This window comes from Acidithiobacillus acidisediminis (genome assembly GCF_023277115.1).
In the GTDB taxonomy this organism is placed as follows: domain Bacteria; phylum Pseudomonadota; class Gammaproteobacteria; order Acidithiobacillales; family Acidithiobacillaceae; genus Igneacidithiobacillus; species Igneacidithiobacillus acidisediminis.
The window spans coordinates 106,554-119,656 of the sequence record NZ_JALQCS010000001.1; the positions used below are offsets into that span (position 1 = coordinate 106,554).

The window sequence follows — 13,103 nt, forward strand, 5'->3', positions numbered from 1 at the left end:
TCTTAGACGGACTGTTCCAGCTCGATGTCGATGGACAGGGAGCGCAGCTCCTTCAACAGCACGTTGAAGGATTCCGGCATCCCCGCATCCATGCGGAAATCGCCTTTGACGATGGACTCATACATTTTACTGCGGCCGGAGACGTCGTCGGACTTGACCGTCAGCATCTCCTGCAAGGTGTAAGCGGCGCCATATGCTTCCAACGCCCAGACCTCCATCTCGCCAAAACGCTGACCGCCAAACTGGGCCTTACCACCGAGGGGCTGCTGCGTGACCAGACTGTACGGTCCGGTGGAGCGCGCGTGCATCTTGTCGTCCACCAAATGGTGCAGCTTCAACATATAGAGGTAACCCACGGTCACCGGACGATCGAAGGCCTCACCACTGCGCCCGTCGTAGAGGGTGACCTGCCCGCTCCGCGGCAGACCCGCGAGTTCCAGCATGTCGCGAATATCCTCCTCAGCGGCACCATCGAAGACTGGGGTTGCCATCGGCACGCCATTGCGCAGGTTGTGCGCCAAGGCGAGGACTTCCTCGTCATTGAGACTATCAATATCTTCCTTCTTGCCAGAGCGATTGTAGATCTCTGTCAGGAAGGCGCGCAGTTCCGCCATCGCTCTTTGCTGATCGAGCATTTCGCCGATACGCTTGCCAAGACCCTTGGCCGCCCAGCCCAAATGCGTCTCCAGGATCTGTCCGACGTTCATACGCGAGGGCACGCCGAGGGGATTGAGAACGATGTCGACGGGCGTTCCATCGGCGAGGTAGGGCATGTCCTCGACCGGGACGATCTTGGACACCACACCCTTATTTCCATGCCGACCGGCCATCTTGTCACCTGGCTGCAACTGACGCTTGACCGCCACGTGCACCTTGACCATCTTCAGCACACCAGGGCTAAGGTCGTCCCCTTGCGTCAATTTACGGCGCTTTTCTTCTAGCACCGCATCAAGGCGTTCCCGCTGTTGCTCGAGCTGGGCGCGGATCTGTTCCAGGGCCTCATTGCTCTCTTCACTGCGCAGACGGATATCGAACCAACGATCCCGCGCCAAGTCCTTTAGGTAGGTCTTGGTAATTTTCGCACCCGCCGCGAGTCCGGCCGGACCGCCTTCTGCGACCTTGCCCAACAGCAGGCGCTCGATCCGTTGGTAGGTGTCCGACTCGAAGATGCGGTACTCGTCCTGGACGTCCTTGCGGATCTTTTTGAGCTGCTCCTCCTCGATGGCCTTGGCGCGGGCATCCTTGTCAATGCCATCGCGGGTAAAGACCTGTACATCGATCACGGTGCCGTACATGCCCGCCGGCATGCGCAGCGAGTTATCTTTTACGTCCGACGCTTTCTCACCAAAGATGGCGCGCAGCAGTTTTTCTTCCGGCGTCAGCTGCGTCTCCCCCTTGGGGGTCACCTTGCCGACCAGAATGTCGCCGGGCGCGAGCTCGGCACCAATCACCACAATCCCCGATTCATCGAGGTGGCGCAGGGCCCCTTCCGACACGTTGGGAATATCGCGCGTGATTTCTTCCGGCCCCAGCTTGGTGTCCCGGGCATAGACCGGGAATTCCTCGATGTGAATCGTGGTATAGCGATCTTCTGCTGCCACGCGCTCGGAAATCAGGATGGAGTCCTCAAAGTTGTACCCATTCCACGGGGTAAATGCCACCAGAATGTTCTGCCCCAAGGCCAACTCGCCCAACTCCGTGCTCGGGCCATCGGCGAGAACATCACCACGGGCCACCTCATCACCCACCGTAACGATCGGCTTCTGGTTGAGCGTGGTATTCTGGTTGGAACGCGAATACTTGACCAGGTTGTAGATATCCACGCCGGGTTCACCTGGCTGGGTCTCCTCGTCATTGACCCGTACGACGATACGCGCGCCGTCGACACTATCCACTACGCCACCGCGGCGTGCGGTGATGGCCGCACCGGAGTCGATGGCCACCACACGCTCCATCCCGGTACCGACCAGGGGCGCGTCGGAACGCACCGTGGGCACCGCCTGGCGCTGCATGTTCGAGCCCATGAGGGCGCGGTTGGCATCGTCATGCTCAAGAAAAGGAATCATGCTGGCCGCCACGGACACGATCTGGCGCGGCGAGATATCCATCAATTGCACTTGATCCGGAGCCACCAGGAGCGTCTCACCCTTGTGGCGACAGGAAACCAGATCGTCCAACAGATGATTGTCAGGACTCAGAGGCGAGTTGGCCTGAGCGATCACATAGTGACCTTCATCGATGGCCGAGAGATAAATGACCTCATCCGTTGCCTGGCCGTTGATAACCTTGCGGTACGGCGTTTCGAGGAACCCATAGCTGTTGGTACGGGCAAAACAGGCGAGACTGTTGATGAGACCGATATTGGGACCTTCGGGTGTCTCAATCGGGCAGATACGGCCGTAATGGGTGGGGTGCACGTCACGCACCTCGAAACCAGCTCGCTCACGGGTCAGGCCGCCCGGCCCAAGCGCCGAGACACGCCGCTTGTGGGTCACCTCGGAGAGCGGGTTGGTCTGATCCATGAACTGGGAGAGCTGGCTGGAACCGAAGAATTCGTTGACGACCGCAGCAATCGGCTTGGCGTTGATGAGATCCTGCGGCGTCAGGCCCTCGCTCTCCGCCAAGGCAAGACGGTCCTTTACCGCCCGTTCGACGCGCACCAAGCCCAAGCGGAACTGATTTTCCATCAGCTCGCCCACAGAACGCACGCGCCGGTTACCCAAGTGATCGATATCGTCGATTTCGCCAATGCCATTGCGCAGGTCTACCAGAACCTTCATCACGGCAATGATATCTTCGTTGCTCAGGACACCGGGACCGGTAATCTCTTCGCGACCGACACGACGATTGAACTTCATCCGCCCGACCTGGGAGAGATCATAGCGATCGGCACTGAAAAACAGCCCCTGGAACAAGGTCTGTGCAGAATCCTTGGAGGGTGGCTCGCCCGGGCGCATCAAGCGATAGATCTCGATTTGCGCCTCGTGGGCATCGCGTGCCGTATCGATCCGCAGGGTCTCGGAGATGTAGGGTCCCCGATCCACTTCGTTGATGAACAACGTCTCAATTTGCAACGGCGCCATCTGCCGCAGTTTTTTCAGTGCCTCGTCGTCAATGAGGTCATTGGCCTGGAGCACCAACTCGCCGGTTGCCGTATCGAGCATATCCCGGGCAAGAACCTTCCCGAGCAGGAAGGCCTCCGGCACCTCCACTTCGATACTCTCGCCAAGTTCCTGCAGCTGGCGCACATGCCGCGCGGTAACGCGCTTGCCCTTGGCCACCAGGATCTCACCGCTCTGTGGGTGGGTAATATCGAAAACGGCGATATCTCCCTGCACCCGCGCCGGACGAAGCTGATAGAAGATCTGCGCCCCTTCGATACGGAACACTTCCGTATCAAAGAACATGCCGAGCACGTCCTCAGTACTATATCCCAACGCGCGCAACAAGGTCGTCGCTGGGAGCTTACGCCGACGGTCGATCCGCGCGTAGAGGTGATCCTTCGGATCAAACTCGAAATCCAGCCACGAACCCCGATACGGAATGATGCGCGCATTGAACAGGAGCTTGCCTGAGGAATGCGTCTTGCCTGCGTCATGCGCAAAAAATACCCCCGGAGAGCGGTGCAGCTGCGAGACGATCACCCGCTCGGTGCCATTGATGATGAACGAGCCGTGCTCCGTCATCAGGGGCAATTCCCCCATGTAGACGTCCTGCTCCTTCACATCCTTGATCCGCTTGGCCCCCGTGCTGTCATCCTTCTCGGAGAGGGCAAGGCGGAGACGAACACGAAGCCCAGCGCAATACGTCGCACCGCGCTGATGGCATTCCATCACGTCGAAGACCGGGCGCTCCAGACGATAGCTCACGTAGTCCAGACGCGCATTACCGGAATAGCTCTCCATCGGGAAGAGCGAGCGGAATACCGCCTCGAGGCCCGTATCGCTGCGCGCCGGCGCTGGTGTATCGGCTTGGAGAAACTCGCGATAGGAATCCATCTGGGTTGCCAAGAGATAAGGCACCGGAAGGATACTTTGGCTGTTACCAAAGTCTTTACGAATCCGCTTCTTTTCCGTAAAAGAGTAGGCCATGAGTGCTCCGCGCGACGATCGCTAGAATACGAACCAGAAAGACGGCATGCCGCCAATAATGAGGGGCTGACGGCCAAAGGCCGCCAGCCTATTTGTGCTCAGGAAAGAAATCTTATTTGATTTCTGCCTCGGCACCAGCTTCCACCAACTGCTTCTTGATATCCTCGGCCTCGGCCTTGGCAACACCCTCTTTGACGGGCTTCGGAGCGCCATCCACCAAATCCTTGGCTTCTTTCAGACCAAGCCCGGTAATGGCACGCACTACCTTGATGGTATTGACCTTGTTGGCACCAGCACTGGTGAGGATAACATCGAACTCTGTCTGCTCCTCTGCCGCAACAGCACCATCCGCGGCGCCACCGGCAGCGCCAGCAGGAGCGGCAACGGCAACGGCTGCCGCAGATACACCAAACTTCTCTTCCATGTCCTTGATCAGCTCGGAGAGCTCGAGGACGGTCATGCCAGCGATGGCATCCAGGATTTCTGCTTTCGATAAAGCCATGATCTTGTTACTCCTAAAGAATATTACGAATTAAGCTGCCTGATCGCGCACCGCCGCGAGGGTACGGACAAAACGTCCGGGAACCTCATTGAGGGTACGCACAAAGGTGGAAATGGGTGCCTGCATGGTGCCCATGAGCTTGGCCAGCAATTCCTCCCGCGAGGGCATCTTGCTGAGCTGCTGGATGGCTGTTGCATCCATCAACTTGGCTCCCAAGGCACCACCAGTGATGACGAGCTTGTCATTGCCTTTGGCGAAATCCGTTAGGACTTTGGCCACTGCCACCGGGTCCTCGCTTGCAGCGAAAACCAATGGGCCGGTCAACAACGATTCCATCACCGCAAAGTCAGTACCCGCCAGCGCACGCTTGAGCAGGGTATTTTTCACCACCTGCACATGCACCGACTGCTTGCGTGCCGCGACCCGCAGCGCCGTCATCTGAGCCACGCTCAGACCCCGGTACTCTGCTACGGCCATGGCCTGGGCACCAACCAACTTGGCTTGCAGGGCAGCAACCACCTGTTCTTTATCAGCGAGTTTCAGACTCACGTATTGCTACCTCCAGTTGGACAGAGGCGGCCAGAAAATCCTGGCGCGCCGTCGCCTACGCAGGGTGTAGGTTTTAAGGCCGAGGCCCCCTACGGTCTTTGAACGCCGGCTTGCGCCGACACACCCCACCGTGATGGTGGAATTCCTTATAGTCCGGCCGGATCCACGGCAACGCCGGGACCCATGGTCGGATTGACACTGATTTTACGAATGTACACGCCCTTGCTGGTCGCGGGCTTCGCCTTTTTCACGCTATCGAGGAGGGCGAGAAAATTCGCCTGCAAATCTTCGACAGAGAACGACGCCTTGCCAATGCTGCTGTGCACAATGCCGCCCTTGTCGGCGCGGTACCGCACCTGACCACCCTTGGCATTCTGTACTGCCGTGCGCACATCAGCGGTCACGGTGCCCACTTTTGGGTTGGGCATCAAGCCACGCGGCCCAAGGACCGGCCCCAAGGCACCAACGACCCGCATGGCGTCCGGTGTGGCAATGACGACATCAAAATCCATCTGCCCCGCCTTGACCTGCTCGGCTAGGTCTTCCATCCCCACCAATTCGGCGCCAGCATCCTTCGCCTCGTTCGCCTTCTCGCCCGTAGCGAAAACGGCTACGCGCATGGTTTTTCCCGTGCCCTTGGGCAACACGACGGCTCCGCGTACCACCTGATCCGACTTGCGAGGATCGATGCCCAGGCCGATGGCAACGTCTACGGACTCCGGAAACTTCGCTGTTGCGGTTTGCTTCACCAGAGCCAGAGCCTCTTCCAGCACGTAGCGCTGATTACGATCGATCAAGGCACGGGCAGCAACAACACGCTTCGATTTCTGTGCCATGTTTTAGCCCTCCACCGTCAGGCCCATACTGCGGGCCGTACCACGAATACTACGCTTGGCTGACTCGAGATCTTCGGTATTCAAGTCTGGTAGCTTGGTCTTGGCGATCTCTTCCACCTGCGCTTCGGTTACCTTACCCACCTTGTTGGTGTTCGGGCGCCCACTGCCCGACTGCAAGCCGGCTGCCTTCAGCAGCAGCACCGGCGCCGGCGGCGTTTTGACGATGAAACTGAAGCTTTTATCCGCATATACCGTAATCACCACCGGCAGCGGCAGGCCTGGCTCGATACCCTGGGTTTGCGCGTTGAATGCCTTGCAGAACTCCATGATATTCAAGCCCCGCTGACCCAGTGCCGGGCCGATAGGGGGACTGGGATTGGCCTGGGTGGCCTTAACCTGGAGCTTGATGTAGCCCGTAATTTTCTTTGCCATTACGACTCCTCGAGGTGCAAACGCCCGCAGGCTCCCTCACGCAGTGAATCAGATCTTTTCGACCTGACCGAAATCCAGTTCCACCGGGGTGGAACGTCCAAAAATGGTGACGGAGACGCGCAATTTGCTTTTTTCGAAGTTTACTTCTTCGACAACGCCGTTGAAGTCCTTGAAAGGGCCTTCGATCACCCGCACCTGCTCTCCCGCCTCGAAGGTAAACTTGGGGCGTGGCTTCTCCACGCCTTCCTTGATGCGCTCCAGGATTGCATCGGCCTCGGCCTCGGTGAGAGGGTGCGGTTTGCCCACGCTCCCCCCCACAAAACCCGTTACCCGCGGAGTATTTTTGACCAAGTGCCAGGTCTGGTCGTTCATTTCCATCTGCACCAGCACATAGCCGGGGTAGAACATACGCTGCGATGTGGCTCGCTGGCCATTGCGCATCTCCACGACTTCCTCTACCGGAACCAAGATCTCACCAAACTGATCGGCAAGCCCTTCGCGCCGGGCGCGCTCTCGGATCTCCCCCTGCACCCGCTTTTCAAAACTGGAAAATGCATGCACCACATACCAACGCATTGCCATGACTAGGCGCCTCCCAACGCAAAACGGACGACCGCCAGCAAGGCCAGATCCACCAACCACAAAAACAAGGCAATAACGATGATCAACCCAAGGATCACCGCAGTGCTGCGCAACAACTCTGGGCGACTCGGCCAGACCACCTTGCGCAGTTCGACGTAGGACTCACGAAAAAACTGTACCAGCGCTGGCGCGCCCTCGCTCCAGGCAAAGAACAGAAGTGCCAGCAGGAGACCAAGGATCAACGCAATGCTGGGTACGTACGCGCCGAAACGAAGCGGTACCAGAAAATAGGCGAGCACCCCCAAGGCGGCGAATGAGGCCGCTACATAGAGTTTCACTTTCTCTGACATGAATGCCGCTTCCTAAAAATGGCAGGGCAGGAGGGGCTCGAACCCCCAACCTGCGGTTTTGGAGACCGCTGCTCTACCAGTTGAGCTACTGCCCTGCAGAAACATAGGGCGGCCGATCCTGGCCGCCGTCACCAGTGGCCACCCGCAGGCAGCCAAAGCTTCCCAACTTACTCGACGATCTTCGACACGACGCCGGCGCCGACGGTACGTCCGCCTTCGCGCACCGCAAAACGTAGGCCATCTTCCATGGCAATCGGCGCAATCAGAGTGACCTTGAACTGCACATTGTCACCCGGCATCACCATCTCTACCCCTTCCGGCAACTCTACCGCTCCCGTCACGTCCGTGGTACGGAAGTAAAACTGTGGCCGGTAGCCGTTGAAAAACGGTGTGTGACGACCGCCCTCTTCCTTCGAGAGGACGTACACCTCTGCCTCGAACTTGGTGTGCGGCTTGATCGTGCCCGGCTTCGCCAGCACCTGACCGCGCTCCACATCGTCCTTCTTCGTGCCACGCAGCAATACGCCGACGTTGTCTCCCGCTTCCCCCTGATCCAGGATCTTGCGGAACATCTCTACACCCGTCACCGTGGTCTTGCTCGTCGGGCGAATGCCAACAATCTCGACCTCCTCGCCGACCTTGACCATGCCGCGCTCAATACGTCCCGTCACCACCGTGCCACGACCGGAAATACTGAATACGTCTTCAATCGGCATCAGGAAGGTCTTGTCTACCGGGCGCTCCGGCATGGGGATGTAGCTGTCCATCGCTTCGGCCAGCTTGAAAATCGCCGGCTCGCCGATGTCGCTCTGATCCCCTTCCAGGGCCTTCAGCGCAGAGCCAATCACGACCGGAATGTCGTCACCGGGGAACTCGTACTTGGACAGCAGCTCGCGCACTTCCATCTCGACCAGCTCGAGCAACTCGGCGTCGTCGACCATGTCGGCCTTGTTCAAAAACACGACAATGAAGGGTACGCCTACCTGCCGCGCCAGCAGAATGTGCTCCCGCGTCTGCGGCATCGGACCGTCCGCCGCCGAACACACGAGAATCGCGCCATCCATCTGTGCCGCTCCGGTGATCATGTTCTTCACATAGTCGGCATGCCCCGGGCAATCCACGTGCGCATAATGCCGGTTCGCCGTCTCATACTCTACGTGCGAGGTCGCAATCGTAATGCCGCGCGCACGCTCTTCCGGCGCGTTGTCAATCTGATCGTAGGCCCGTATCTCGCCGCCAAACTTCGCCGACAATACCTTCGTCAGCGCCGCCGTCAACGTGGTCTTCCCATGATCCACGTGACCAATCGTTCCCACGTTTACGTGCGGCTTCGTCCGCTCAAACTTTCCCTTGGACATTCAGAAGACCCTCTTCAATCAAAAGCGACCCTAAACAAAATGGAGCCCACAACCGGATTCGAACCGGTGACCTCTTCCTTACCAAGGAAGTGCTCTACCGACTGAGCTATGTGGGCCGAACTTGGAGCGGGTGATGGGAATCGAACCCACACCATCAGCTTGGAAGGCTGAGGTTCTACCATTGAACTACACCCGCACGACCGAAGTCGGCAATCTGGTGGAGGGGGGAGGATTCGAACCTCCGAAGGCAGAGCCGTCAGATTTACAGTCTGATCCCTTTGACCGCTCGGGAACCCCTCCAGCGGTAGCGGCGAATTATCCCTGCGTCGCCCGGGGCTGTCAAGGCTTCTGCTCGGCTAAAAGATCAACGATAAAGGTAATTTTCTCAACCCTCCGTGCCTCCACCGGGAGGAACCGAGATAGGGGGCAAAAACCTTGACAGCGTTGTCGAATTACAACATTCTTGCCGTTGTTGTAAAAATACCGCTGCCCTGATTACGCTGCGGCTCTAAATTTGGTATTGAGGAGGGTATTGCAATGTCGAACAATCTGCGTCTAACGCTGGCCGTGTCTTTGGCAGCGTTTGTCAGTTCCGGGGTGGCACTGGCCAGCACCAACCCCTATGAAGGCTACGCCGTCACTGCCCAGGGTGCTCCCATAGTCACCGCCAAGGGCCAATGCGTGCGTGGCGGACGTCCAGAGTCGGATGGCCCTGCCCCAGCGTACTGCGTACCGCCGAAGCCGGTAGCAGTCGCGCCAGCCCCTGCACCAGCGCCAGCTCCGGCACCCATCGCCCCAGTGGAGCAGACCGTATTGGTGAGTAAGCCCATCACCATCACCGGCATCAACTTCAAGTTCAATTCCTACAAGCTTCTGGACCATGATATCCGCGTTCTGGACGAGGTCGCAGATTTTGCCAACAAACATCCGGATGCCGTTCTCGATGTCAATGGCTACTGCAGTAAGGTTGGCACCTATGCCTATAACCTGAAGTTGTCGCAGCAGCGTGCCAATAGTGTGGCGCAATATCTTGAGCAGCACGGCGTCAGCCGCAGCCGGATGGTACTCAAGGGCCATTCCTACAATGATCCAGTGGCCAGCAACGCCACCGCGCAGGGGCGTTTCTTGAACCAGCGTGTGGAGATCAACAGTAGTATCAAGGTGGAAAAAACGATTACCAAATAACGTTCGCTTTTTCCGTCTCCGGGCCCCAATGGGGCCCTTTTTTGGTCCTATTCCGCACTAGCCATGCTAGAATCCGGCCATGCGCCAATCCTACCTCCGTTCCCTGCGTATTTTCGAGATCACTCGTGTTCTGGTCCGCTATCGGCTGGACGAACTACTCTACTATCTTCCTCTTCTCAAACCCTATCAGGCGCTGCTCAAGCTGAACCCCGCGCGCTGGGTCATGCCAAAACCGGAGGGAAGCTTTGGTGCTCGTCTGCGTCTAGCCCTGGAAAGCCTCGGTCCGACCTTTATCAAGCTCGGTCAAATGCTCTCGACCCGACGCGATCTGTTGCCGGAAGAAATCACTCGGGAATTGGCCAAGCTGCAGGATGCCGTGCCGCCATTTCCATCGGAACAAGCCTGGCAGATCATTGCAGCGTCATTAAAGAAGCCGGCGACGGAGCTCTTCGCGGAGCTGGAGGCGGAACCCGCAGCGGCTGCCTCGATCGCCCAAGTACATTTCGGTCGGCTACTGGATGGCCGCGAAGTTGCCATCAAGATCCGGCGGCCGGGCCTGCGCCGTATCATTGATCAGGATCTCGGCATCCTTGCGTGGCTGGCCGATCTGGCAGAGCGTTACTCTCAGGAAGGGCGGCGCCTGCGCGTGCGTGCAGTGGTGTCCGAGTATGCGAAGACCCTGCGTGGTGAACTGGATTTTTTACAGGAGGCGGCCAACGCCAGCCAGTTGCGGCGAAATTTTGCGGCGGAACCGGAGCTGCTCTATATCCCGGAAATCTTCTGGGACTATTGCAGCGAGGAGGTGCTGGTGATGGAGCGCATCCGCGGCATTCAGATTGGTCAACTTGATGCCCTGCGCGCTGCCGGGATCAATTTCGATCAGCTGTCGCGCCGTGCTGCAGAAATCTTTTTTCGCCAGGTTTTTCGCGATTCGTTCTTTCATGCCGACATGCACCCGGGCAATATCTTCATCGACCCGAGCAATGGTCGCTTCATTGCCGTTGATTTTGGCATCATGGGTAGCCTGGACGAAGCCAGTCAACACTATCTGGCGGAAAACATGGTTGCCTTCTTCAACCGCGACTATCGGCGAGTGGCCGAGGCGCACATTGAAGCCGGTTGGGTGCCCCCAGAAACCAATGTGCAGGATTTCGAGACCGCCATTCGCGCCATCGCCGAGCCCGTTTTCCAAAAGCCGTTACACGAAATCTCGGTAGCCCAACTGTTATTGCGGCTTTTCCAGACCACGCGACGCTTTCAAATGCAAACCCAGCCACAGCTGCTACTCTTGCAAAAGACCCTGGTCAATGTCGAGGGGATTGCGCGGGAGTTCAATCCCACATTGAATATCTGGGAGGTGGCAACCCCACTGCTCCGTACTTGGCTGAATCGACAACGCGGGCCGCAGGCGTGGTGGAGCCAAATTCAACGCCATGCGCCGCAGTGGGGCCTGGTACTACCCGAACTGCCGGAACTGGTGCACAGTCTGCTCCAGCAAGCGCAACGGGGGGAACTCGAAGTACCGGTACGGAATGAGGAATTGGAAGGTATACGGCGCGAACTGCGGCACGGTCTGCGACGTTTGGCCTGGCTAACCAGCTCCGTCATCGTACTCATGGGACTGGCGCTGATCGCGGCCGTGGAGGGAGATCTGAGCGCGATGATTCTGGATATTCCCGTGTGGCTGTGGTTGTTGTTTCTGCCGCCGTTGGGCTGGGCAGTCAGTCGCTGGTTTCAGGCAGTATTCATTCGCTCCCACCCGTAATCAGGAGAAGCTGAGACATGTGGATGATTTTTTCTTTGCTGATCGCCGCCCTGGCCGTAGTCTTTGCGGTGCAAAATAATACCCCCAGCACCGTGCGTTTCTTCGCTTGGGAATTTCAGCAGTCGGCAGGAGTGATTGTGCTGATCGCTTTTGTTGCTGGGGTCATTGCCAGTGCGATTTTCTACTTCCCCACCCACTTGCGTAACCGTTGGCGCATTCGTAAGCACGGCAGGCATATCAGTGATCTAGAGGCGAAGCTTGCCAATGAACAAGGCCGCCGACAGACGCTGGAACAGGAACTGGCCAAGGGTACAGAGATCAGGAAAGAGGAAGCGCCGGACAGCCCTTCCTCGGGACAGGAACCCTGATTCAGGGCGTGACGGCGGTTTTGTCCGCTACGGCGTGGAGGTTTTTCTGCTGCCACTTCTCGAGCACGCCGAGATTGGTCTTTGCCTGCGCAACACCCCGTTCCGCCGCCATTTTCCACCAGTAGGCCGCTTTCTGGAAATCCTGCTTTACCCCGATGCCTTGGTAATAGAGATTGCCCAAATTATATTGGGCCGAGGCAACATTCTGATCCGCCGCCCGCTGCCACCAGTAGGCCGCTTGGGCGTAGTCCTGCTTCAATCCTTGGCCAAAATAATACTGCATGCCCAGATTGTATTCCGCCTTACCATAGCCATGCGCCGCAGCCTTCTCAAACCATTGCGCTGCCAAGGCATAATCTTGCGGCACGCCATCTCCCAGGGCACAACGCGTACCAATACTATTTTCCAGCTTGGCAGTAGTCAGCACGGCTGGTGACGTAGTGGCCGAGTCCTCGAGGGACGACTGACTGAGGGTGCCTGCCCACGCGGATACTGACACTGCTGCACTGAAGCCCAAAAATACCGGAGCCGCAACGATAAATTTCGTCCAATTTCCCATAATTGCCTCGACAGAAAACCCTGATAGTCAGAAGGTTACAATAAAAACCTCATGCATGGCTATAGGTGAAATCGACAAGCCCTACGTATCGGCGGGATTTTGCTCCGCCATCCGCCAACGCCGCGCGAGTTGATCCAATACCCCATTGATAAAGCGGTGCCCCTGCTCCGCGCCGAAGGCTTTGTCGAGTTCGATCGCCTCATTGATGATCACGCGATAGGGCGTCTCCGGCAGCGAATGTAATTCGAAGGCGGCCAGGCGCAGGATCGCACGCTCCACTTCGTTGACCTCGCTCTCCCAGAGCCGTTCCTGCAGGGCCGCGGCGATGGCGGGATCCAGCGCCTCAATTTGCCCACAGAGCGCCGTCCAGACTCGGTCGAAAAACGCGGTATCGGCGTTCGCCAGCCGCTCCGGCTCAGCGTGGAATTGCGCCGCCAGTTCGGCACAGGGGGTCGGGTTCATTTGCCATTGATACAATGCTTGTACCAAAGCAATACGAGCCAAACGCCGCCGGCTGGGAGTACGT

13 protein-coding genes and 4 tRNA genes are annotated in these 13,103 nt (G+C 58.1%); 3 read left to right on the plus strand and 14 right to left on the minus strand.

Features of this window, described 5'->3' with window-relative positions; genetic code table 11:
- Window positions 1-2: 2 nt before the first annotated feature.
- The 12 genes from rpoB to M5D89_RS00665 all read right to left on the minus strand — a co-directional run bounded on the left by rpoB (window position 3) and on the right by M5D89_RS00665 (window position 9,000).
- Window positions 3-4,091, minus strand: a complete 4,089-nt coding sequence (gene rpoB, locus M5D89_RS00610) for a DNA-directed RNA polymerase subunit beta (RefSeq protein WP_248883807.1) — start codon at window positions 4,089-4,091, stop codon at window positions 3-5.
- A gap of 112 nt (window positions 4,092-4,203) precedes the next feature.
- Window positions 4,204-4,593, minus strand: a complete 390-nt coding sequence (gene rplL / locus M5D89_RS00615; RefSeq protein ID WP_248883808.1) for a 50S ribosomal protein L7/L12 — start codon at window positions 4,591-4,593, stop codon at window positions 4,204-4,206.
- A gap of 30 nt (window positions 4,594-4,623) precedes the next feature.
- Window positions 4,624-5,142, minus strand: coding sequence for a 50S ribosomal protein L10 (rplJ, locus tag M5D89_RS00620; RefSeq protein ID WP_248883809.1), 519 nt, complete (start codon window positions 5,140-5,142; stop codon window positions 4,624-4,626).
- A 146-nt stretch (window positions 5,143-5,288) separates the two neighbouring features.
- Window positions 5,289-5,978 (minus strand): 50S ribosomal protein L1, encoded by a 690-nt coding sequence (gene rplA, locus M5D89_RS00625; RefSeq protein WP_248883810.1) that lies wholly within the window; start codon window positions 5,976-5,978, stop codon window positions 5,289-5,291.
- Between the two features lie 3 nt (window positions 5,979-5,981).
- Window positions 5,982-6,410, minus strand: coding sequence for a 50S ribosomal protein L11 (gene rplK / locus M5D89_RS00630; protein ID WP_248883811.1), 429 nt, complete (start codon window positions 6,408-6,410; stop codon window positions 5,982-5,984).
- A gap of 48 nt (window positions 6,411-6,458) precedes the next feature.
- Window positions 6,459-6,992: a transcription termination/antitermination protein NusG gene (nusG, locus tag M5D89_RS00635; protein WP_248883812.1), complete on the minus strand. Its 534-nt coding sequence runs from the start codon at window positions 6,990-6,992 to the stop codon at window positions 6,459-6,461.
- Window positions 6,993-6,994: 2 nt separating this feature from the next.
- Window positions 6,995-7,342, minus strand: coding sequence for a preprotein translocase subunit SecE (secE, locus tag M5D89_RS00640; protein ID WP_248883813.1), 348 nt, complete (start codon window positions 7,340-7,342; stop codon window positions 6,995-6,997).
- A gap of 19 nt (window positions 7,343-7,361) precedes the next feature.
- A tRNA-Trp gene (locus M5D89_RS00645) sits at window positions 7,362-7,437 on the minus strand.
- A 72-nt stretch (window positions 7,438-7,509) separates the two neighbouring features.
- Entirely contained in the window at window positions 7,510-8,700 is a 1,191-nt protein-coding gene (gene tuf / locus M5D89_RS00650; RefSeq protein ID WP_248883814.1) for an elongation factor Tu, read from the minus strand.
- Window positions 8,701-8,740: 40 nt separating this feature from the next.
- Window positions 8,741-8,816 (minus strand) — tRNA-Thr (locus tag M5D89_RS00655).
- A gap of 6 nt (window positions 8,817-8,822) precedes the next feature.
- Window positions 8,823-8,896 (minus strand) — tRNA-Gly (locus M5D89_RS00660).
- A 19-nt stretch (window positions 8,897-8,915) separates the two neighbouring features.
- Window positions 8,916-9,000, minus strand: a tRNA-Tyr gene (locus tag M5D89_RS00665).
- Between the two features lie 237 nt (window positions 9,001-9,237).
- On the opposite strand from M5D89_RS00665, the gene M5D89_RS00670 reads away from it, so the two are divergent.
- The 3 genes from M5D89_RS00670 (at window position 9,238) to M5D89_RS00680 (ending at window position 12,018) form a co-directional block, all read left to right on the plus strand.
- Window positions 9,238-9,885, plus strand: a complete 648-nt coding sequence (locus tag M5D89_RS00670; protein WP_248883815.1) for an OmpA family protein — start codon at window positions 9,238-9,240, stop codon at window positions 9,883-9,885.
- A 79-nt stretch (window positions 9,886-9,964) separates the two neighbouring features.
- The gene (gene ubiB / locus M5D89_RS00675; protein WP_248883816.1) at window positions 9,965-11,650 is read left to right on the plus strand and encodes a ubiquinone biosynthesis regulatory protein kinase UbiB; all 1,686 of its coding nucleotides are present in this window, start codon (window positions 9,965-9,967) and stop codon (window positions 11,648-11,650) included.
- 17 nt (window positions 11,651-11,667) lie between these two features.
- Window positions 11,668-12,018: a LapA family protein gene (locus tag M5D89_RS00680; protein ID WP_248883817.1), complete on the plus strand. Its 351-nt coding sequence runs from the start codon at window positions 11,668-11,670 to the stop codon at window positions 12,016-12,018.
- A gap of 1 nt (window position 12,019) precedes the next feature.
- Here the strand turns inward: M5D89_RS00680 and M5D89_RS00685 are convergent, their stop codons facing one another.
- Entirely contained in the window at window positions 12,020-12,577 is a 558-nt protein-coding gene (locus tag M5D89_RS00685) for a tetratricopeptide repeat protein (RefSeq protein ID WP_248883818.1), read from the minus strand.
- Between the two features lie 81 nt (window positions 12,578-12,658).
- Window positions 12,659-13,081: a transcription antitermination factor NusB gene (gene nusB, locus M5D89_RS00690; protein ID WP_248883819.1), complete on the minus strand. Its 423-nt coding sequence runs from the start codon at window positions 13,079-13,081 to the stop codon at window positions 12,659-12,661.
- Between the last annotated feature and the right edge of the window lie 22 nt (window positions 13,082-13,103).

Coding starts and splice junctions, on each gene's coding strand:
- rpoB (WP_248883807.1), bottom strand. CDS start 4,091: ATGGCCTACTCTTTTACGGAAAAGAAGCGGATTCGTAAAGACTTTGGT.
- rplL (WP_248883808.1), bottom strand. CDS start 4,593: ATGGCTTTATCGAAAGCAGAAATCCTGGATGCCATCGCTGGCATGACC.
- rplA (WP_248883810.1), bottom strand. CDS start 5,978: ATGGCACAGAAATCGAAGCGTGTTGTTGCTGCCCGTGCCTTGATCGAT.
- rplK (WP_248883811.1), bottom strand. CDS start 6,410: ATGGCAAAGAAAATTACGGGCTACATCAAGCTCCAGGTTAAGGCCACC.
- nusG (WP_248883812.1), bottom strand. CDS start 6,992: ATGGCAATGCGTTGGTATGTGGTGCATGCATTTTCCAGTTTTGAAAAG.
- secE (WP_248883813.1), bottom strand. CDS start 7,342: ATGTCAGAGAAAGTGAAACTCTATGTAGCGGCCTCATTCGCCGCCTTG.
- tuf (WP_248883814.1), bottom strand. CDS start 8,700: ATGTCCAAGGGAAAGTTTGAGCGGACGAAGCCGCACGTAAACGTGGGA.
- M5D89_RS00670 (WP_248883815.1), top strand. CDS start 9,238: ATGTCGAACAATCTGCGTCTAACGCTGGCCGTGTCTTTGGCAGCGTTT.
- ubiB (WP_248883816.1), top strand. CDS start 9,965: ATGCGCCAATCCTACCTCCGTTCCCTGCGTATTTTCGAGATCACTCGT.
- M5D89_RS00680 (WP_248883817.1), top strand. CDS start 11,668: ATGTGGATGATTTTTTCTTTGCTGATCGCCGCCCTGGCCGTAGTCTTT.
- M5D89_RS00685 (WP_248883818.1), bottom strand. CDS start 12,577: ATGGGAAATTGGACGAAATTTATCGTTGCGGCTCCGGTATTTTTGGGC.